General features: G+C 42.1%; 19 protein-coding genes and 1 pseudogene. 12 read left to right on the top strand and 8 right to left on the bottom strand.

The genetic code is table 11. The annotated features are described in order from the left end of the window. The first annotated feature begins 445 nt into the window (after positions 1-445). Complete coding sequence (locus WN50_RS09295) at positions 446-664, top strand: DUF4327 family protein (protein WP_046278270.1); 219 nt, start codon at positions 446-448, stop codon at positions 662-664. Between the two features lie 103 nt (positions 665-767). Here the strand turns inward: WN50_RS09295 and WN50_RS09290 are convergent, their stop codons facing one another. Together WN50_RS09290 and WN50_RS09285 are read right to left on the bottom strand one after the other, a co-directional pair. Continuing rightward, on the bottom strand, positions 768-1,997 hold the full coding sequence (locus WN50_RS09290) for a protein kinase domain-containing protein (RefSeq protein ID WP_046278271.1): 1,230 nt from the start codon (positions 1,995-1,997) through the stop codon (positions 768-770). A 30-nt stretch (positions 1,998-2,027) separates the two neighbouring features. Next, positions 2,028-3,176, bottom strand: coding sequence for a SpoIID/LytB domain-containing protein (locus WN50_RS09285; protein ID WP_046278272.1), 1,149 nt, complete (start codon positions 3,174-3,176; stop codon positions 2,028-2,030). A gap of 281 nt (positions 3,177-3,457) precedes the next feature. Between WN50_RS09285 and WN50_RS09280 the strand changes: the two genes are divergently transcribed. The 4 genes from WN50_RS09280 (at position 3,458) to WN50_RS35935 (ending at position 6,635) form a co-directional block, all read left to right on the top strand. Continuing rightward, the gene (locus tag WN50_RS09280) at positions 3,458-4,702 is read left to right on the top strand and encodes an AAA family ATPase (protein ID WP_082172391.1); all 1,245 of its coding nucleotides are present in this window, start codon (positions 3,458-3,460) and stop codon (positions 4,700-4,702) included. 604 nt (positions 4,703-5,306) lie between these two features. Continuing rightward, a complete protein-coding gene (locus WN50_RS09275) occupies positions 5,307-6,254 on the top strand; it encodes a ribonuclease Z (protein ID WP_046278273.1) in 948 nt (315 codons plus the stop codon). A 26-nt stretch (positions 6,255-6,280) separates the two neighbouring features. Next, positions 6,281-6,451, top strand: a complete 171-nt coding sequence (locus WN50_RS35940) for an element excision factor XisI family protein (protein ID WP_235440890.1) — start codon at positions 6,281-6,283, stop codon at positions 6,449-6,451. Then, on the top strand, positions 6,435-6,635 hold the full coding sequence (locus tag WN50_RS35935; RefSeq protein ID WP_235440889.1) for an element excision factor XisI family protein: 201 nt from the start codon (positions 6,435-6,437) through the stop codon (positions 6,633-6,635). The genes WN50_RS35940 and WN50_RS35935 overlap by 17 nt, the downstream gene beginning before the upstream one ends. 26 nt (positions 6,636-6,661) lie before the next feature. On the opposite strand, the gene WN50_RS09265 is transcribed toward WN50_RS35935, so the two are convergent. Continuing rightward, positions 6,662-7,267: a hypothetical protein gene (locus tag WN50_RS09265; RefSeq protein ID WP_046278274.1), complete on the bottom strand. Its 606-nt coding sequence runs from the start codon at positions 7,265-7,267 to the stop codon at positions 6,662-6,664. Between the two features lie 276 nt (positions 7,268-7,543). Between WN50_RS09265 and WN50_RS09260 the strand changes: the two genes are divergently transcribed. Further along, the gene (locus tag WN50_RS09260) at positions 7,544-9,757 is read left to right on the top strand and encodes a phosphoketolase family protein (protein WP_049558853.1); all 2,214 of its coding nucleotides are present in this window, start codon (positions 7,544-7,546) and stop codon (positions 9,755-9,757) included. Between the two features lie 516 nt (positions 9,758-10,273). Then, complete coding sequence (locus WN50_RS09255) at positions 10,274-12,277, top strand: adenylate/guanylate cyclase domain-containing protein (protein WP_046281088.1); 2,004 nt, start codon at positions 10,274-10,276, stop codon at positions 12,275-12,277. Between the two features lie 143 nt (positions 12,278-12,420). On the opposite strand, the gene WN50_RS09250 is transcribed toward WN50_RS09255, so the two are convergent. Next, complete coding sequence (locus tag WN50_RS09250; RefSeq protein ID WP_046281089.1) at positions 12,421-12,669, bottom strand: hypothetical protein; 249 nt, start codon at positions 12,667-12,669, stop codon at positions 12,421-12,423. A gap of 589 nt (positions 12,670-13,258) precedes the next feature. Between WN50_RS09250 and WN50_RS09245 the strand changes: the two genes are divergently transcribed. Beyond that, positions 13,259-13,762, top strand: coding sequence for a hypothetical protein (locus WN50_RS09245; RefSeq protein ID WP_046281090.1), 504 nt, complete (start codon positions 13,259-13,261; stop codon positions 13,760-13,762). Here the strand turns inward: WN50_RS09245 and WN50_RS09240 are convergent. From WN50_RS09240 to WN50_RS09225, 4 genes are all read right to left on the bottom strand, one after another. After that, positions 13,744-15,033 (bottom strand): bifunctional cobalt-precorrin-7 (C(5))-methyltransferase/cobalt-precorrin-6B (C(15))-methyltransferase, encoded by a 1,290-nt coding sequence (locus tag WN50_RS09240; protein WP_046281091.1) that lies wholly within the window; start codon positions 15,031-15,033, stop codon positions 13,744-13,746. The two genes, WN50_RS09245 and WN50_RS09240, sit on opposite strands and share 19 nt — an antisense overlap. A 212-nt stretch (positions 15,034-15,245) precedes the next feature. Beyond that, complete coding sequence (locus WN50_RS09235; protein ID WP_046281092.1) at positions 15,246-15,887, bottom strand: cobalt-precorrin-8X methylmutase; 642 nt, start codon at positions 15,885-15,887, stop codon at positions 15,246-15,248. Positions 15,888-15,968: 81 nt separating this feature from the next. Next, on the bottom strand, positions 15,969-16,922 hold the full coding sequence (locus WN50_RS09230) for a DNA cytosine methyltransferase (protein WP_046281093.1): 954 nt from the start codon (positions 16,920-16,922) through the stop codon (positions 15,969-15,971). Between the two features lie 18 nt (positions 16,923-16,940). After that, positions 16,941-17,720: a DUF1868 domain-containing protein gene (locus tag WN50_RS09225; protein ID WP_046281094.1), complete on the bottom strand. Its 780-nt coding sequence runs from the start codon at positions 17,718-17,720 to the stop codon at positions 16,941-16,943. Between the two features lie 33 nt (positions 17,721-17,753). Between WN50_RS09225 and holA the strand changes: the two genes are divergently transcribed. The 4 genes and pseudogenes from holA to WN50_RS09205 all read left to right on the top strand — a co-directional run bounded on the left by holA (position 17,754) and on the right by WN50_RS09205 (position 21,367). After that, on the top strand, positions 17,754-18,749 hold the full coding sequence (gene holA / locus WN50_RS09220; RefSeq protein ID WP_046281095.1) for a DNA polymerase III subunit delta: 996 nt from the start codon (positions 17,754-17,756) through the stop codon (positions 18,747-18,749). A 133-nt stretch (positions 18,750-18,882) separates the two neighbouring features. Beyond that, positions 18,883-19,914, top strand: a complete 1,032-nt coding sequence (locus tag WN50_RS09215; RefSeq protein ID WP_046281096.1) for a hypothetical protein — start codon at positions 18,883-18,885, stop codon at positions 19,912-19,914. Next, a complete protein-coding gene (locus WN50_RS09210) occupies positions 19,901-20,131 on the top strand; it encodes an endonuclease dU (protein ID WP_235440888.1) in 231 nt (76 codons plus the stop codon). The genes WN50_RS09215 and WN50_RS09210 overlap by 14 nt, the downstream gene beginning before the upstream one ends. A gap of 101 nt (positions 20,132-20,232) precedes the next feature. After that, positions 20,233-21,367: pseudogene (locus tag WN50_RS09205) on the top strand (RNA-guided endonuclease InsQ/TnpB family protein). Positions 21,368-21,463: the final 96 nt, after the last annotated feature.

Genomic DNA, 21,463 nt, shown 5'->3' with positions numbered 1-21,463 from the left:
ATGTTTTCGGAACCAGCCTTCCGAACCTGAAAGCACCGATCCAAAGGGCAAGCTAACATAGCATCCGTATAAATCTGCCTGAGACCACAGGCTGGCATTGGCGGATGAAACCAGAAGCTGAATCCCCTAAATGGGGGTTGAGTCTGTGAAAATCCTGAAGTCAAAGATAGAGTTTGATAACTTCATCTAATCCCTGACCTCAAGTGTTGAAATGATCACAGAGGAATTCTATGCTGAGATGGAATTGTTGCGGAGAAATTTAAGGAAATTTAATTTTTGTGCCGAAAATAACACAATTTGAAATGAAGTATGTTAAGGTATGAAATTAGTAGCCACCTTCCCCCAAAAATCCACGATTTATGCGTAGGTAAACTCTCAACCACTCACACTTAAGCATCGGGAAGAACAACAAAAAACCTAAGATTTAAACAACTAAAGAGGTATTATGAGCCAACAGGTTATACACCAGATGGAGAAACTACAACGTCAGGTGCATTCCCTCGTTAAGTCTGATCTAATTAAGCCCACAGATAGCCTTTGGAAGATTGCATTTCTCTATGGCGCAGAGTGGGAGTATTGGAAACGAGAACTTTTAGAGTTTGGTTTTTCCATGCAAGATCCGATTAGCGAACTCCTAGCCGTAGAAGGTTGGGACGAAGACTAAATCTAAAGCATCTCAACATCAATCAATCGCCAATTGTTAACAGGGTGTTGGGATGTCGTTAAGTCTTTTGAAATCGTCAATGATCACGAGCATTGAGACTGATTCATCCATTCAGGCAAGCTTGCAGGGCATCACAGAGGTGTTGAGCATTAGGATAGCGATCGCGAGGTCGATGTTCGGTGACTTTTTCAATCACCATCCGCAGTTGAGGGGTAATGGTGGGAACGCTTTCCAAATTAAAGCCATAGCTACTGCCTCGTTTGCCATAAAAATTTAGGGGACTTTCGGCGGTTAACAAAAAAATCAGGGTTGAACCCACTGCATAGAGATCAGAAAGCGTCAGAGGCTGTCCTCGGTCCTGTTCTGGGGCGCTATATCCCTCCGCACCGATGCGGGTTCCGGGAGGAGTTCCAATCTCTTTAACCGCCCCAAAATCAAGTACAACGATGCGCTGATCTCGACTTCGCAAAAGCAAATTCGCGGGTTTAATATCTCGGTGAATGATCGGCGGATCTTGAACATGAAGATAGCTTAACACCTCACAGGTTTGCATCATCCAATGGATCGCCTGTTGGGGTGTAACAGGCCCGCGCTGCTGTACGATCTTCTCTAAATCTTGACCATGAATCATTTCCATCGCCAAATATTTCTTCCCCCCTTCCACAAAAAAATCGTAAAACCGAGGAACTCCCCCATGATTTAACGCTTTCAGGGTTCGGGCTTCTCGTTCAAACAGTTCTTGGGCTTTGGCTATTTGTGCCATATCTGCGTTCATTTCCTTGAGAACAACCAAAGTTGGAATTTGGGTATTACTAGAACCTGTCAAGCCCAATTTCGGATTCCAAGCGATCGCCGTCGTTCCCATTCCGCCCTGTCCTAAAGTCCGCAGAACTTGGTAATTGCGGATGATTCGCTCAACATGAGTCGGTTGACCACAGTGAATACAAAATAAATTGTTCGGTGGATTTCCCGCATGAGTACAGCCGGAAGAATTGGCGATAGAAACCGGACGAATAACTTGCCAATTTAGTTGTAGCAGAGGCCCGCCCTTGGCTAACTCAATAAAAGTCCCCTCCGTGATCACAGCTTGAGAGGTTAAAACCCCATTGACAAAGGTGCCATTTGTTCCTTTATTGACTAACATCCATTTGATCGGATCATCACTCAGTTTGCGAAGTTGCAAATGATAACGAGACACCAACGGATCAACAATCACAACTTGATTGTCTGAAGCCCGTCCGATCTCAATCACAGATTGATCCTCAAATTTCCACTGCCTTTGAGGAGTTTTATACTGTGGATCAAGTAGCGTCAACGTCAGTACATCAGCCATTTTAGAAGACTCAGGCCGAACATCTGTTCACTATTGGACTCGAACTTTTGCCAAACTCGTATTGCGGTAATAGTGCATGAGAATTTGATAATAGGTGTATCCGGCTCTTGCCAAATTATAAGCCCCCCATTGACTCAAGCCTACACCATGCCCAAAACCCCTGCCAACTACGGTAAAATTTGTAGAATTGGGTTGGCGGTTGACCCGAAACCGAGTGCTTCTCAGTCCTAAAGCTTCGGCGATCGCTTCTCCCGTCATCGTTCGAGTCCCGCCCTCCCCGACGACTTTCATTGACAAAATACTTCCAAATGCCGTTGTGCGTTCCGGTGTCATTGAGACAATTTTACCCACTCCAGAAAGGCGCCCAGACAGTTCAGCTTGAGAAAACGTCTTCGTCCATTCAAACACGGGTGAACCCTTGTCATAGTCCGGTACGCCCCGCAAATAAGGCAAGGCATCATCCCAAACATCCTCCACATTTTCCGTATGTCCCCCCGAGGAGGAATGAAAGGCTGCTAAAATCATTTGACCGTTATAGGTTAAGACTTGTCCGGCTGTCGCCCTGACTGCGGCTTGAGTGCCGCCCGACTCGGTTGCTAACCCTTTATAAACCTGAGAACTTTGGTCATCCCCTAAATCATAAACCCCATTACTGCGTTCTCGCTGGTAAAGGGCGTAGGTTCGGGCGGCTACCGCTTGGGCTTTCAAGGCTTCGAGTGGCCAACCGCCATCCATTTCGGCCCCTAACACGCTGTAAAGGTATTGTTCGAGATCGACATAGTTAACTGCGGTGATCCCGCCATTTCGCGGAACTAATAACACCCGTCCCCGATACCAGCCTTCAGCGATCCAAACATGACCATTTCCGGTGGGTTCGATCCAGAGTTGACTTCCTTTCCATTGACCCAAAGAAATGTTTCCTGAGTTGGGTTTTGCAATTAACCCCCCTTGGGGAGAAATTTGTCCTAAAGTTTGACCATTGGCATTACGGACAACGGCTTGGGTTGAACTCCCGACTTTCACCTGATCGGCTTCTTGAGTGACAGCAACACGCAACAACACAGCCGCCTGGGCGGGTGCAACCATCAACAACCACAACAGCAGGGAAACCCAGCCATATTGTTTAATTCGTCGCAGGGGATAAATTACAAGACCCGTCAAAAATAATCCAGAGTTCATCATCTAAGATCTGAGAGTTGTATTCTGTGGGTACAGCAACCCCTATCTTACCGAACACTTCGCTGAAATATTCTAACCCCTTCGAGAAGAATCTCCACCTGTAGTCAAATGGTTAGAAATGACCATCTTTTTCAGTTTGAATTTTTTGCAGTCACCTTCAAGATTCTATGGCAAATCAGTCGGTTGTGAATAAAGTTCACGAAAACACTTGACAGGTTTGTGAATTCCGTTCACAATAGATTTGTGAATAAAGTTCACACCAAAATCTGCTATGAAAAATCATGCAAAATGATGATTTGATTGGACTCTATGAAATAGCTCAACTGGCAGGTGTTAGCTCTGCTGCTGTAGGAAATTGGAGAAAAAGGTATGCAGACTTTCCTGCTCCTGTGAAGCAGTTACAGTCTGGCCCAGTTTTCCAACGGACACAAATTCTGCATTGGCTTAGAAAAAAGGAAGGAAAAATGGTGAAAGTGATTGCATTATTCAATAACAAAGGTGGTGTTGGTAAAACAACCACAATTTGGAATTTAGCAACCTCGTTAGCAGAACAAGGTCAAAAGGTATTGGCAATTGATTTTGATCCTCAATGTAATCTGTCTATTGCTGCATTGGGCGATGAAGAATTCTCATCATATTTAGAAAGTTCAGAAGAACAACCCTATGGTCGAACAATTCGTGCTTTCGCTCTGCCATACATTACACAAAGCGCACCAGGAGATCCTTATATCACTCGACCTAAAAATGCTAGAAATGAAAATCTTGACATTGTACCTGGTGATTTCTGGCTTAATAGGTTTTCTGATGTTCTTAATGTAGGAACTGACGTAATTGGGGGATCAGGTTTATACCGCTTTCTCATGCCCTCAAGCTTAATTGATGCCGTGGAAAGAAAGTTTAATAAAAAATATGATTTTGCTCTGATAGATTTACCTCCATCATTTAATACTCTTGTTCGGGCTGCTCTTTATTCGTCAAACTACTTTCTTGTTCCATGTACACCTGATCTTTTCTCTGCATATTGTGTTGGCTTGATTGGTCAAGTATTGCCTAGTTTTATAGAGGATTGGGAACAAGGTAAATTACGCTATCTTCAAACCAATTCGTATGATAAAGTAATACCGACAAAAGGTCAACCAAAGTTTGGAGGTTGGATCTTTAATGGATTTGATACCCGGAAAAGGACTGGTACTGAAGAAATTGCGAAAACGGGAGCAGATCAAGCTCAATTTGAAAAAGTGAAAACCGCTATTAATGAAAAATTGATACCTATGCTTAAGAATATAGAGACATATTCTGCTGTTCCAAATTTTATAAATCAAGAACCTGTTGCAAGCATTGAAGACTTGAATGTGATGGCTCCTGATAGCATTGTTCAAAATGTTCCAATAAAATATTTACCAGAAAGAAAACCTACACGTGAGAGTGTTGGTCGTGGTACTTGGGCGCGAAACCAAACAGACTTAATGAAAAAAATGGATCATGAATATGATAGATTAGCTCAATTTATGATTGAGAAATTTTGAGCCTTGCTTGCTTCAGTGATTAAACACTACAATGAGGAAATTATAATCGTTAGTTCTAGTTTGGGGTAATAGTCAGTCAAGTAGATTAGCTGACAATAGCAGTCAGGCGATCGCTATTGAGACTAGAATAATGGAAAAGAGTAAAAAGCTGGATACTAATATTAGGATTAAAAATCATTGTCTAAAGTCATGGTTCAAACAGTTTCCGCTCAAGACATTAATCTCCGGTATTGAATCGATAATTTTCAGTTAGAACGGGTTCAAAATCAAGTTGAATTTTTTCCCGAGTGGCGATCGCAACCTCGACGAACTTAACTCAACCGAAAAACAACAGCAGAGACTAAAAAACCCGGTTTCTTCTACGGCTTTCTGAAATTGGCTTCGGTGTATTGTTAAAGAAACCGGGTTTTTGGCGGGGTACCCGATCAATCACCCATACCGCTATAAAATCTTTATATGGCGATCGCAGTTTGAGGTCTGGCATTAAAGATAAATCACTTTACGGTTACGATCGCCCGTTGTCAGTCACGGTAGAAGGTAAAATCTAAACAGGATCAACTTTCGATCTGTACTACAGTTGGCTTGATAGCGGGAGGCGCGAATTTTGCAGATTACTTTTTTAGGAACGAGTTCAGGTGTACCAACGCGATCGCGAAATGTTTCGAGTATAGCCCTACGTTTACCGCAACGGGCGGAACTCTGGCTGTTTGACTGCGGTGAAGGAACCCAACATCAATTTCTACGCAGCGATCTCAAAGTTAGCCAAATTAGCCGCATTTTCGTGACGCATATGCACGGGGATCATGTGTTTGGGTTGGCGGGACTGTTAGCCAGTTGTGGTTTAGCGGGAAATGTCAAACGCATTGACTTGTACGGGCCACCGGGACTGGAAGACTATCTGCAAGCCTGTTTGCGTTTCTCACAGACTCATATTTCTTATCCCTTTGCAGTGCATCCGGTTCAGCCTGGAGTGGTTTATGAAGATGATGAATATATTGTTAGTTGTCAGCCTTTAAAACATCGAGTCACGGCGTTTGGTTATCGCATTACTGAAAAAGATAAACCCGGACGGTTTAATGTGGAGAAAGCAACCGCGCTAGGCATTCCACCGGGGCCAATTTATGCCAAACTCAAACAGGGAGAAGTTGTCACGTTACCTGATGGTCGAAAAATTAACGGTTCTCAACTCTGTGGTGAACCGATCCCCGGACGTAAATTTGTTTATTGTACCGATACGGTTTTTTGTGACAGTGCGGTAGAATTGGCGAAAGATGCGGATGTTTTAGTTCACGAAGCAACCTTTGCTCATCAAGATGCAGAACTGGCTTTTCAACGCTTGCATTCGACCTCTACAATGGCGGCACAAGTGGCGTTGATGGGGGGAGTCAAAAAGTTGATTATGACGCATTTTAGCCCCCGTTACGCGCCGGGAAATGCGATTTTACTCGAGGATTTGTTAAAAGAAGCCAGATCGATTTTTCCGAATACAGATTTAGCTTATGATTTCTTGAGTTATGAAATTCCCAAACTTGAAGAAACGGTTGCTGCTTGATCTTCTTTAATCGAGGAGAGCGTTCAATGCAAAATCCAGAAAAATATCGCAAGATTATCAAAAAAATCCTAACTGAATATTATCAGATGACAGTTGCTCAAGTCAAGGCTCCCAAAAAATTTGAGGTCAGGGATCGCCTTGCTTTTGATGAAATTCGAGATCAATATCTTTGGTTTCGCAATGGAATGGGAGGATAAGAAGCTAGTACAACATATCATCATCTATATTTGTATTAAAGATGGCAAGGTTTGGGTTGAAGAAGATTCAACAAATTTATGTGTTGTTGATGATTTGCTGTCTGAAGGAATCCCTCAAAATCAGATTGTGTTGGGTTTCCATCATCCGAGTAAAAGGGGTTTGACAGAATTTGCTTCGACTTAATTTAAACACAATTCATCATTCATCCTTCACTCAACTTGTTCAACGAAATAGTGTAAAATCCCTAAAACTTGACCAATATTGCTGAGAAAGTATTCATTCAAATCGATTTCTATTCTCTGATCGGTGAGTTGTAGAAATTTCCAGTTTGTCCCCGTTGTCACACAACCATAAATGGTTTTAATATTCTGCTGATGACGCTGGTTAAAAAGCTGGGCGGCTAACATTTGCGCCATACATTGACCTAAGCCTGATAGGATATTGTCATTTTGTGCTTCAACAATTAAAATAATCGGAACTTCGATCATCAGTTGATCCGGAGAATAACTAATCAAAAAATCACAAAACCCACTTAACCCTTTTTCTGCATCTACTGTAAATTCTTTACCCGAAAATAAACTAATTTTATTTTTGAGTTGGCTTTTGAATTCAAATAAAATGGGAGCGACAATATATTCAGAACGCGATTTTTCTGTATCGATTTCGAGTGCTAAAGGAACATAATTTTCTAATACTTGAGTTAATAACGGACTATAATAAACCGATGAAGTCTGGGCAAAGATACCGAATTTTTCGCGAATTTCTATGCCAAAATTTAACTTTATTTGTTCGAGACTAAATTGGCTGTAAGGCATAAATCAATGACTCGCTGCAAAACTATAACCTTTTCTTCAAAAATAGAAATATTGACTTAGCTCATAAGGCTGTCACAGGCTGAATCTTTAACTCAGTTCAGGAAAACCGCATCCACCCTCAACACTAGAGATCGCCATCCTCCAACTTAATTTGATTTAATAAGATTATCTCAGATTATCCCTGAACAAAGTAGATGTAATTGGATTAAGTCCCCATCGATTGTAAAATAAACCTTAAATTGATTCAATGACCGTCAAATTTTTAGGGTATAAAACATGACAGTAGCCGCTTCAAAACCCACATCAGCTACACCGGAGTTTTGCGAAGGAGTTCAGTATTTTAGTGAGACTTTTCCTGAATTTGACACCTACGGGAAAACCCCTGTTATCGCCGAAGGCAGTGTATCCATCAGTGATCCCAGCGATACCGCCGCCGCCTATCAAACGTTATTATACGCCGACGCCCTGCGTTACCTCATCCTACAAGTGACTGCCAGTAAAGCCTCTGGACATCCAGGCGGTTTTGCTAGCCAAGCCGAAGCCTACGCCAGCTTGGTCATGTTAGGTCATAAAAATATTATGACGGAAGTGGGGCATCATGCACCCGGATTTTACAGTGCGATGTTTATCGATCGCTCTTTAGAAGACATGGACATTTTCACCGTCCAACAAATGCGCGATCGCTTCCGAGAAATGCACGGACTCCTTGGCCACCTTTCCGGCTACATTCCCGGCTTACTCAACCCCGCAGGCCCCCTCGGACAAGGACAACATTTTGCGATGGCTGCCGCGATGTTACACCGGGACACCCTGTTTCCCTTCACCTTGGGAGATGGCGGGATGGGTGAACCTTACCCCGTTAGCAGTATTGCCCACTTTAACACCGCTTACCCAGAAGTCACGAACTTCTTACCCGTATTGGTGTGGAATGGCTACAGCCAGGAGCATCATAGCATGGTCTCCACCAAAACCAGCGCCGAAATGATCGCCTACTGGAAAGGCAACGGTTTCGCCGAGGTGATTTTAGTCGATGCCAAAGACTTCGATGATCAAAACCAACCGGGGGATTATGTTGATAGTACGGCTTTTTCCTTCCAAAAACGGATCGAATTTCCCCAAGCCGTTTTAACGGGAATGGATCAAGCCGCCAAGTCGGCGCTGGGCGGTAAACTCACCATCTTTATTATCAAACAACTCAAAGGCGCGGGGGTTCACGCACGGGGTTCTAAGTCCCATAACCTCTATCCTCAAGATACCCTCGACAGTCCCCATATCATCGAAGCCTTGAAACAACGCGCCCTTCCGCCTGAAGTGTGGGAACTGGTGAGAACAAACGTAGTACGGGCGTCTGGTGGGCCAGCTTCTAAAACCGTTGTCACTGAGTTTGAATATCCTTTAGCCGACTTAGGGACTATTCCCCTGAAAGAATTTGCCGTCGCTGGAGATAAACAAGTCGCTACTACCGCAATGGGAGAGTTAGTCGGCTACGTTGGACAACATGATCCGAAATTTATCATCACCAACGCCGACGGTAACGCCGCATCCGGTATCAATAATATTAACGTTGCCCTGAAAATTGTTCACCCGACAACCGATGAAACCTACTTTCAGGGGCCTAACGGTCAGGTATACGAACCCCTGAGTGAAGACGCTTGTGCGGGGCTAGCAGCAGCCTTAGCGTTAATGGGTGTGCGTAGCCTGTGGTGTTCTTACGAGTCTTTTGCGATCAATGGTTTACCCATTTGGCAAACCGTTACCCAAGCGATGGCTGAGTTACGCCGTCTGACGCCTTCAACGATAACATTATTTACCGCAGGAGCGTTAGAACAGGGACGCAACGGTTGGACACACCAACGCCCGGAAGTTGAAGCCTATTTTGCGGCGATGCTGCGGAATGGCAATGTATACGCCCTATTCCCGACGGATGCCAATAGTATTCAGGTGTGTTATGACTGGGCGTTAACCACCAAAAATAAGGGCATTACCATTACTGCGAGTAAGTCACCCTTACCCATTCGTACAACCTTTGAACAAACTCGTCAAGCGTTAGAAAATGGGGCGGTAACATTGCAAGAAATACCCGGCGAAAAAATGGTTGTGTTTGCGGTTATTGGCGACATGACGTTAATTCCGGTTTATGAAGCGGCTGAACAATTGCAATCTCAAGGCATTGGTTCTAAGATTGTTTCAGTGGTTAATCCCCGTCGTTTGTACCGTCCGAGTGATGTCGCTTGGGAGAGTTGTTCTGAACCCGACGGAGAGTTTCTCAGCGATGAAGCGTTTGAACAAATGTTTGGCGGCGATGCGTTAATTGGAGTAACAGGCGGCGCAAGTTTGATGTTAGAACCGATTATGTTACGCAGTACCGCAAAACGAGATACTTTTGCTTGGAAACGAGGCGAAACAACCGCGAGTGCAGGTCAGTTGATGGCGTTTAATAATATTACCGCAGAGGCGTTAGTTAAACGGTCGGTTGAGTTGGTTGGCTAAGTTTTAACTCACAAATTTTGTCCGATAATCAAGCCTAAAAACCCGGTTTCGTAAGAGTTACCGGGTTTTTAATTAGATTGTCATATCATGTCCGACTAATCAATAATGATTCTGTAGGGGCGGGTTCAGTCAATATCTTTAGCACTACTCCGAGATTGAGATAAACCCGCCCCACCCCATAACAGAATTAATCAACCGGACATAATATCACCTATCCTACAGGTCTACATTGTCTCTAAAAAGTCTTTATAAGTTAAAATTTCAGTACCCTCAAAATTCCCTAAAGTTAATAAATCAGCATCTCCTGTGATCAAAAAATCAGCTTGACTATACGCTTCTAAAATAGTACGTTTCTGCTGAGTAATAAAGGTTAGCTTGGATGAAGTCAGCGTCTTGAAGGAAAAAGGTTGACAACGACAGACTAGGGTTGGTGATATTGATCAAACTCTCAACTGATTAAGTTAGACTGGTAATGCTAGGTTTGACAGTACGGTTTGCGAACAGTTGAGTAAATTCATGGTGGTTAGCCCCTCCGCACTTTTACAATGGTTGAAGCATAAAGCAGGTAATGTTTCTCTGCGAACCTTTTTGATTGTTCCGTTTATTACCCAGGTTATTACGACTTTTGGTTTAGTGGGGTATTTTTCCTATTACAACGCCCAACAAGCCGTTAATGATTTAGCGTCTCAACTGCGAAATGAACTGACTGCCCGGATTAATCAACAGCTTGGAAGTTATATTAACACACTTCATTCTATTAATCGTCTGAATGCAGATGCGATCGCCCGAGGGGAAATTGATTTTATTTCGGGTAAAGGGGTGAACCAGTTTCTTCAACAAATTAAAATTGCACCTTACGTTAATAGTGTGTATTGTGGGGAAGAACAAACCGGACATTTTATCGGTGTGAGTCGGACTTCTGATATCAATTTTTTTGAATTAACCGTTAGTAACGCTTCAACGGACTATCGTATGCGTCGGTATCGCTTAGATGTGCGGGCGGATCGAATGTATTTTATCCGGGAAGTTAACCCTTATGATCCCCGTGTTCGTCCTTGGTATCGAGCCGCTAAAGCTGAAGCTCAAGCAACTTGGAGTGAAATTTATTTAGATTTTACCAGTCAAGTTCCGACCATAACAGCAAGTTTACCTGCTTATAGCATTAATGGCAATAGTTTTGTGGGAGTTTGTGGAATTGATGTTTTATTATCAGAGGAATTACGTCAATTTCTGCAAAAATTAGAGCTAGGTCATTCTGGAGAGGCGTTTATTGTAGAACGGTCTGGTAAACTCGTTTCTAGTACAACGGATGATCCGTTAACCGGGGTTAATGGCGATCGCCTCAAAGCCACTAAAAGTCATGATATCTTAGTGAAAGAAACGGCAAAATATTTACAGCAGCGTTATGGAAATTTGCAAAAGATTCGCCAGCCCCAACAACTTGATTTTGAACTCGAAGGAAAACGTCAATTTATAGAAGTTTTACCGTTCAAAGATAGTCGTGGTTTAGATTGGTTAATTGTTTTAGTTGTACCAGAAAACGATTTTATGGCAGAAATTAATGCCAATAATCGCACGACTTTTTTACTTTGTCTTGTAGCTCTAATTCTGACAACAATTTTAGGACTAATTACCGCCCGTTTGATTAGTTTTCCAATTTATCGTCTCAGTCAAGCTAGCCAAGCCATTGCTCAGGGTGATTTTCATCAATCAGTTCAACCCGAAAATATCAAAGAGTTGCGAATATTAGCTCAATCTTTTAATACGATGACTCAACAACTTCAAGAGTCTTTTACAGCCTTAGCAAAAACCAACGAAGAACTTGAAAATCGAGTCGAAGAACGAACGTCAGAATTGCGCTTAGAAAAGGAAAATTCAGAACAATTACTCTTAAATATTCTCCCAAAAGCCATTGCGGATCAACTCAAACAAGGAGAAAGAACCATCGCTTCTGCAATGGAAGAAGTAACCATTTTGTTTGCAGATGTCGTCGGGTTTACCCCTTTATCGGCGAAAGTTCCACCGATACAATTAGTGGGTTTACTCAATAAACTCTTTTCAAGTTTTGACTACTTAGCAGAACAATATCAACTCGAAAAAATTAAAACCATTGGTGATGCTTATATGGTGGTTGGAGGTTTACCCCTTCCTCAAGAAAATCATGCAGAAGCTATTGCAGATATGGCGTTAGAAATGCAGAATATTATGACAATCTTTCAAGCCGAGACTATTTTAGGAGATTTTGAAGAATGCCAAAATTTAAAAATTAGAATAGGAATTAATACAGGTTCCGTTGTCGCAGGTGTCATTGGAATTAAAAAGTTTATTTATGATTTGTGGGGAGATGCGGTAAATATTGCATCTCGGATGGAGTCATCGGGAGAACCGGGACGAATTCAAGTCACAGAAGAAACTTATCAACGATTAAAAGACAAGTATTACTTTGAAGCCCGAGGTGAAATTTCGGTTAAGGGGCGGGGGAAAATGAAAACTTATTGGTTAATTGGAAAGAAAGATTGACAATTTTCTAGAAGAAGTCAAGCAACAGGTGATCTTAGTTCCTCACACTTGGGTTTTTAAAGATGCAATGAACAATCATTTCATAACATCTTTTACTGAGTCACCCAAATTGAGAGAAAAAGCTGATTAACCCCCAATAAAAATTAAATTTTTCTGGGGCTATTCGTGCTTCTAGAATGCTTGATATCTAAATCTTCTATTTCTGAATACAGAACGTATTCTGGCTGTTTTTTAAGCAGTTTATTGTATCGATAATAGAGTTGTTCAGAACTATTTTTTGGGTAATCGCTTTTCTCTAAAACTCGATGATCTTGATCCGGCAAATTCTCAGATCCATTCTCATTCAAGATTAAAACTAAGCCGAGAATTAAATAAACTAATATGACTTCCATGCTGACAGTTTCTCCTAGTTTTTGTTAGTCAACTCAAGTTATACCCAAAAGTCAAACTTTGAAGATGATTCACTATTTCTCATCCTACAGCTAAAAGAGGAATTAATAATGAATTCTGTTTTACAGAAATTCAAGTTAAATTGTTGTAAGGTGTTATAAACTTAAATAAAGCTTAAAAAATCTTATTTTTGTATTTTGTTCGTTATGTTGAGTCACGAACCATAAACCCGCTTTTTAAACGAAACTCAACATTTGCGTCCTGAATGACGAAGAAAAACCGGGTTTTTTAGCCAAGATGTGCCTCAGTCTTGTGTTTACTCCGGGGAGTCCTTGAAAAAACCAACTTTAATAAAGTTAAGAGAAATTTTCATATAGTTTTGTATCATTTATGCTCTAAATTTTAACTCACAGCCCGAGAAATACCTAAGTAAAATTACTGAGTTGTTATAACAAAAACTCATCCGTGTGGTTTCCTTGCGGATAATCACGATCCAAGATATCAATAAGTTAAACAGGTTTTAACCTTGAAAATTAGCGATCTTCTATTTCAAAAGATAGAATAGAAATAACGAGTAAGAATAGTTGATTAATGACTCTCGAAGCCTTATTCTCGCAAATCGTTAATTACCGCGATATTATCCTCTTTTTTATCCTGATCGCCCCTTGGTTAACGTGGTTAATTTGTTTTCTCATTCCCGGATATTGGGAAGAACCCTACGTCCTGAGTTTTAACCTATGGTTTGCATTAATTACGATGTTCTTTTGGGTCGGATATTTAGCCTATGCGACGAATACAGGCGGTTGGTCGTTAGTGGTGAAACAGGCGGATTTTTTACTGCTTGCTGCGCCCCCTTATTATCTGTTAAGCTCTCTGTGGATCTCTAAACAAAGAATCCCTTTAGACTTTATTCCCGCCTTTAGAACTTTAGAAGGTTTTATCTTCCTAGCCGGAGCTTTTCTCGTTCTTTCTTGGATGTTATCACGAATTAGAATTATTTTTTTCTCGGCTTTACCATCTTCAACTTTTCTAGTCATCTTAGCAATTGTTTTAACTCTCGGATATCTAGGCTATCGTCAGGTGTTAGGGAAATGATGAATTGTCAGAATTGTCACTGGATTAAGGGGAGAAAATCGTGTTAAACTGCTAATGGGAACTGAACGCGATAACTGAACCTGTAACAACTGATAACGCCAAGTTTGTTCAACTGCAATTCTATTTTCTAGCCAATTTAACGCTCGATTCAAATGTTCTAAGGTCGCTAAGGCTAAGACAATCGTTCCTCCTGCAATTAGCCGTAAACTACAGAGTCCTAAAATCTCCTCTAAATTTCCCCCACTTCCCCCAATAAAAATCCGATGAGGAGCGCGTAAACGATGTAAAATAGCAGGTGCTTCCCCGTGAATTGAAATCACATTATTCGTCTGAAATCTCTCTCGATTCTGCTCAATTAACGCTGTTCCTGCTGCCGTTTTTTCCACTGCATAGACCGTAGAATTAGCAAATAAACGCGCAATTTCTATCGAAACTGAACCCGTCCCCGCCCCAATATCCCAGATAATTTGCTCCGGTTGTAACGCTAATTCTCCTAAAATTAAGGTTCTCACTTCCCGCTTGGTCATCAGTCCGGGGCGATCGCTAAAACTACAAAATAGTTTATCAGGTATTCCGAAAAATGGAACTTGAGATAAATCTAAACGGGGAGAAAGACTAGATTCTCTTAACAAGATTACCACATTTAACGACGCAAATTTCTGAGTCGAAATCTGATCAATTGACCATTGTTGAACTCGCTCATCAATTCCCCCTAAATTTTCACACACCCAAAATTGATAAACTGTGGGTAAATCGAGAGAAGATAGTAGACGAGCGATCGCTTTTGGGGTATGATCAGTTGTATCGGTTAAAATGGCAATTTTTTCTGTACCTTGCTGAAGGGCTTGTGTTAACTGCTCAAAAGAACGTCCATGTGTACTAATAATCTCAGCATCCTGCCAAGGAATTTTAACCCGATTAAACGCTAATTGAATCGAACTCAAATGAGGATGAAAGGTCAATTTTTCTGGGGGAAATTTCGCTAATAATAACCGTCCCAACCCAAAAAATAACGGATCACCCGATACTAATACGACAACAATGGGATCAAGATCCGGTGTATTCGTTTCAAACGCTAATAAATAGTGCTGAATTTCAACTAAAGTTGCTGTCAAGTCTTGTAATATTATCCGAGGTGCCGGATGATCGGGAAAATAACGAAGATGGCGATCGCTTCCCACTAAAATAGTTGCTTGATCAACAATTTGTCGCACGGACTCACTGAGTCCCGCTTCCCCATCTAAACCAATTCCAACAACCTGTATTGTCAATTTATCTCACTGAATCTTGTTTACAAAAACCCCACTGGTAACGGATTAAATTGTGGTTGAGATAATTAAACCAATGCTAAGATAAAAACGGATAGATAATCTGAACCCACCCAAAGCCATCAGCTTCCAAAAGCATAAATCCAAAAAACCCACAATTAACCCATCCGTTTCCAAAAAACATAAACCTAAAAAACCCAGCATTCACCCATCCGTTACAAAACCCCACCATTAACCCATCCGTTATAACGTTCCCAGGCTAATACAATTAAAGCATTTAAAATTGCCGCAGCTACAGCCGAACCGCCTTTTCGTCCTTCTATTCTAATTTGCGGGACGGGAGTTTGAGCAAGAACCATTTTTGATTCTACAACAGAGACAAACCCCACAGGAACACCAATAATTAACGAAGGTTTAACTAAGCCTTGACTGACTTGTGAACAGAGGGATAATAAAGCAGTTGGGGCGTTACCAATGACAAAAATTCCATCGGGAAATTGTTCCGCTATTTTTAATAGTCCCGTTTCGGTGCGGGTTTTTCCGGGGAGGGGGTTTGAAGCTTGTTCAATGGCGCATATTAGGGGATTTTTAAAGGTTTTGGCGATCATTCCAGCAACCCCTTGCTTAACCATGCCCACATCTGTAATAATAGGCTTACGATTAGCTATGCTGGCGATTCCCTGCTCAATTGCATCGGGACTAAAGCGAATCAGTTGGGCGAGTTCAAAGTCTGCGGTGGCGTGAATAGCTCTACGAACGATCGCATATTCGTTAGCAGTAAAGGAATGTTCGCCAATTTCGCTATCAATTATTTCAAAGGATTTTTGAGTGATTATTCCATCGAGTGGTTCAACCATAGTTTAGTTATTTATTCGGAGGGAAAGAAGAAACACGAAGACACGAAGACACGAAGGAAGACATTTTGAGTCATCAAGATATTAAGTCAAATTTAACGAGAGTTGCTGATAGCCGTTTTCCAGTTTAGGTAATTGTAACTTTTTGTTTTCTACAGAATTAATCATACATTTTCCCACAAATTCTGCTAATTTAACGGGAACTGCATTTCCGATCATTTGTTCGAGATCGGTTTTAGATCCTTCAAAAATAAAGGTTTCGGGGAAGGTTTGAATATAGCTTCTTTCTATTGTCGTTAACGGACGAATATTCGGGGTGATTTCTACTGGATCTTGGGGATGTTTTTGATAGGTTTTGGGAATGGGACGGTTAACGCCTCTGACGGTTGGACTGGGTTCGTCGATGCTAAATATTCCTCGACGTTGATAGCTTCTGGGATGTCTATAATAATATTCGAGTCCCAGTTTATCACCTAAATAGTCTCGAACGGTTGTCGGTTTTGAGGATAATTTTAAATCAAAATAACTCAATAAACGATTATCTTTTCCGTTTAATTCTCCCACCCATAAAAACCGTTTTCTTTTTTGCGGAACTCCACATAAACTGGCATCAAACACTTTTTCATTGAGTCCGTAACCGGACTGTTTAAACAGTGTTTTGGCTTGGGTATATTGACGACTTTTTTGGAATAATGCGACATTTTCGAGGATAAACCATTGGGGTTTAATTGTGGTAATAATATCAGTAAAGGCGAGAGTTAAGTCGCCGCGTCCTAAATTTTCATCTCGTTTTCCTGCACTGGAAAAATCTTGACAAGGAGGCCCGCCAACAATGACATTAGGAGTAAAGGGTTTAATTAAATTAACCGCAGCTTTCACATCTTGCAGATCGCTCAAAAAAATGGGATGAGCGAAGTTTTTTTGATAAACTTTAACTGCGCTTTCCCAGTGATCAAAAGCAGCAACAACATTAAACCCTGCTTGTTGTAAGCCGAGTGATAAACCTCCACACCCGGCGAATAAATCAACGACTCTCATTGAATAATAATCTAGCCTTCAAAACACTAGAACAGGCCAATTGTCCTCCCGATAATAACGAGTCATATCATCAAATTTGCGAAGTTCGGCGCGTTTGATGAGTAATTCTTGAGGAGAGTCCATCCACTGATGGTTAAAATCAGATAAAACCGTGCTAATTTGATGCCGATCTAAATCTGATGGAATAGTACCAAAATACCCAAAGGTAATATGAGCCGTAAAATGATACTGTTGTTCAATTCCTAAAGCCATAAAACTGGGATTTTGATAAATAGCTCGCCGGAATTGTACAATCTCCTCATAGGAACTTTCATCTCTTGGCGCCAAACAGACACCGATCGCCCGAGTCATCAGAATAATTCCTAGAACTTGCCAACGAATTGGCTGATCACTTACATTCGCTTGAAAAGCTGAAAAAGATTCAGCGATCGCCCCAAGTAATTTGTGATCAAACGACTGATCTTGACTCGCATCCCGATAGCTACTATCCCAAATCAAATCGGCCAAAGTCAAGTGTAAGCTATCAGCAGGTACAGGTACCCACAATTGGGAATCAAATTTTTCAGCCAGTTGTTGCTGACAAGCTTGTAGATGGTCGTAAAAACCCCGATTATCTGGATCATCAGCTACAGGAGGTGTAATGATGGTATAACCCGGAAAAGGAACCGCTTGTCGTCCCCCAACCGGAAGGAGTTTGTACTTGGGAGACTCCTGGATGTGTTCTAACTGAGAGATATAGGTTTCTAGTAGCGTCATCCGCGCCACCCGATTCACGTAAACTTGGTAAGTATCGTCCAATCTTTTTCGCCTCTTGTTCGGAAACCTTCACAGATGCCAGTTTACCTCTACTGGGGAGATGATGAATTTTCTCTTGCTAAAGCCGTAGATGCTCTGCGCGAGTCCATCCTCGATCCTAGCTGGTCTACATTCAATTTTGACAAAATTCTGCCCGATTCGCCAAATGCTGTTATTTCTGGCCTAAATCAGGCCATGACCCCGCCGTTTGGCTTAGGAAGTCGTTTGGTGTGGCTGGTTAATACCCCGATCACCCAACACTGTTCCGAAGACATCCTCAAGGAATTACAACGAACCCTGGAAGTGATTCCGCAGACAACAACGCTGTTACTGACAACGCCGAATAAACCGGATGGTCGTCTCAAGTCTACAAAATTACTGCAACAGCAGGCCACCGTTCAAGAATTTTCCCGCATTCCCCCCTGGAAAACCGACCAACTCGAACAGCGCGTTAAACAAGTCGCCGCCCAACTCGGAGTCAAACTCACATCACCCGGAGTTGAACTTTTAGCCGAAGCTGTGGGAAACGATACGCAACAACTATACAACGAATTAGAAAAATTAAAACTCTATGCCGGAAATGACTCCAAAGCCCTGAAGATAGAAGCGATCGCCTCCCTCGTTCAGTCTAATACTCAAAATAGCCTGAAACTCGCCAATGCGATCAAAGCGGGAAATACCCATCAGGCTCTAGAATTAATAGCAGCTTTGATCGATCACAATGAACCAGGACTGCGAATTGTTGCCACATTAGTGGGTCAATTTCGCACTTGGTTATGGGTCAAACTAATGATAGATCGCCAAGTCAAAGATGAGCGAGAAATCGCCAAAGCAGCCGAAATTAGTAATCCTAAGCGCATTTATTTTCTGCGTCAAGAGGTGCAATCCCTTTCCGTTAACCAACTCCAACAAAGCTTACCTCTGTTGCTCGAGTTAGAAACCCAACTCAAACGCGGTTCAGATGAAATCTCAACCCTACAAACTCACGTCATTGCCTTGTGTAACCTATTTCAATCTCAATCTCGGCGGTAGAATTTAAACAGAATGCTTGTGGCTGTTTCCCGGCGGATTCGACCCCTTGAGCGTCTTGTCAAATCAGGTTACACAGCTTACAAAAACAGATAGTATCATTGAATTGCCAGTTACCCCTTATAGAGGGTGAGCCATGCCAGACGAAAACCAACGGGATCTCGCTAAACAACTCGCCAAACAAGGCGATCCAAAAGCGATCGCCAGTGCGATCAACCATTCCCTTAAACCGAAAGGCATTAATGCAGATGTCATGCGGGATAATGGCTGTCTTCATGTCATGCTTGAAGGCGAACAAGTCCCCAATAATCAAAAAGCTTTAGTGAGCTTTATTGAGAACGGGATGAAGAGGCTTGATATTGACTCCGTTTATACGGTGAAGATTTATGGGCGTCAGTTTGGGGATGACATACCCCTATGGGAAGATGAAATCATTCTCAAGATCCCTCCCGAGGAATCTTTAGATCTCGACGAAGAACCCATTCCTCCGATGCCTCAGTTTGACTTCAATGACGATGAGGAGGAGAATTTGAACGATGATCACATTCCGGAGGGAGTTCTTCCCCAGGAAGTGATCGTTTCTGATGATGACGACGAAGACAACTACGCCTTTGATGACGAAAGCGTTGACGACGAAGACTATGACGACAATCTAGAAGCCAATTACAACCCAGAAGAAGACGATGACTTGGAGGAAGAAACCGAACGAGTCCCGCCCAATAACAAAGGTAAAATACTACTGTTTGTTCTCTTGGTGACTTTGTTGGCGATCGCCGCCTTAGCTGGTTTACACTTTAGCGGGATTTATAAACTCCCCTTCCTCAGTGGCGGGAGTTCAGAATCAGAAGTTGAACCCTCAACCCCTGAAGAAACCCCACCAGAGACTTCTGGGGAAACCCCTGCTTCTCCCCCACCAACGGCGACAGAAACCCCCTCTGATCCTTGGGCGGAAGCCGTTCGTTCGGCGATTAGTGCGGCGAACTTGGCTCAAACCGCTCAATCTCGAACTGAGTGGGAAAGCGTCGCCAGTCAATGGGGACAAGCCGTTGAACTGATGAAACAAGTCCCTGAGTCGAGTCCCAACTATCAAACCGCTCAACAAAAAGCTACAGAATACGAAAGGAACCGTCAAGTCGCACTCCAAAGAGCCGCAGGTGCGTCCAACTAGAGATCAAATGAACCTCGAATCCCTACTGAAACTTAATCGTGTTATTCGGGTAATTGGTTTTGATGATGCTCCCTTTGAGCGTCACAGTGGCCAACAAGTCTCTATTGCTGGGGTGGTTTGTAGTGGAACTCGCTTTGAGGGTATGGTTTGGGGAACTGTGCAATCGGATGGCTGGGATGCGACAGATACCCTTTGTGACTTACTGATGGGGGGGTAAATCCAGTAAGTTCTTACCAAGAAAAACAGGTTTAAAGCCCCGTCGTTCACGACGGATTATTTTCTGTTACAATAACTTATCGTGGAGCGACAATGATAAACATGATTGTCTATGAAATGAAGCTACAAGGAACACAAAGCCAGTACAAAAAGTTAGACGAAGCCATTCGTACTGGTCGTTTCGTTCGCAACAGCATCATTAAAGCATGGATAGACGGTCAAGTTCAAAGTCGTAACGATGCTTATACCTACTGCAAACTGCTGTCAGACAACCCGAGTTTTCCCTGGGTAAACCAACTCAACTCTATGGCTCGACAAGCACACGCAGAAAGAGCATGGGCATCCATAGAACGATTTTATCAAAATTGTCGGCAAAAAATACCGGGAAAAAAAGGATTCCCAAAGTTTAAAAAATCTCAAGTTAGAGCATCTGTTGAATACAAAACATCGGGATGGAAACTTTCAGAAGATAGACGTTATCTAACGTTTACTGATAAGTTTCAAGCAGGTAGATTTAAACTTTGGGGAAGCCGAGATTTACACTTCTATCAACTCCAACAAATCAAACGAGTGAGAGTCATTAGAAGACACGATGGGTATTACGCTCAATTTTTAATCGACCATGAACGAGAAGAAAACAAAGAACTCACAGGAAAACAAACTGGGCTAGATGTAGGTCTTAACTATTTCTACACCGATTCTTTTGGCTCACACATAGAAAATCCTCGCTTTTTCAGAAAAGACGAACAGCGTATTAAAAAGCTGCAACGTCAGTTATCTCGAACTCAAAAAGGAAGTCAAAACCGGAAAAAAGCCAGAAATCGTTTAGGTAGAAAATATCTTAAGGTTTCACGCAGACGTAATGATTGGGTTTGTAAACAAGCTCAACACGTCATACAGTCTAACGACTTGGTAGCAATAGAAAACCTACGGATACGCAATCTAGTTAAAAATCATCATTTAGCCAAGTCAATTAATGATGCGGCTTGGTACAGATTTAGAGAATGGTTAGAATATTTTGGGAGGGTTTATAAAGTCCCAGTGATTGCTGTTGAACCTGCATACACCTCTCAAAATTGCTCAAATTGCGGTGAGAAAGTGGTCAAAACTCTCAGCACCCGGACTTCACGAATGTCCTCACTGCGGGTATGTAGCAGACCGAGACGAAAACGCCGCCAAAAACATTCTAAAATCTGCACTCAAACAGCTATCAAATCAAGAAACGGATAAGAAATAGATTAACGGATTAACTTGACTGTAAAACGCATAAATCTAGGCTTCTCACACGTAGCTTAATCCGTTTTTCCGCTTAATATCTGTTTTGAAAATACCG

The organism is Limnoraphis robusta CS-951, assembly GCF_000972705.2.
Note: the sequence above shows the minus strand (reverse complement) of the source record. Positions and strands in the feature narration are given on the sequence as shown.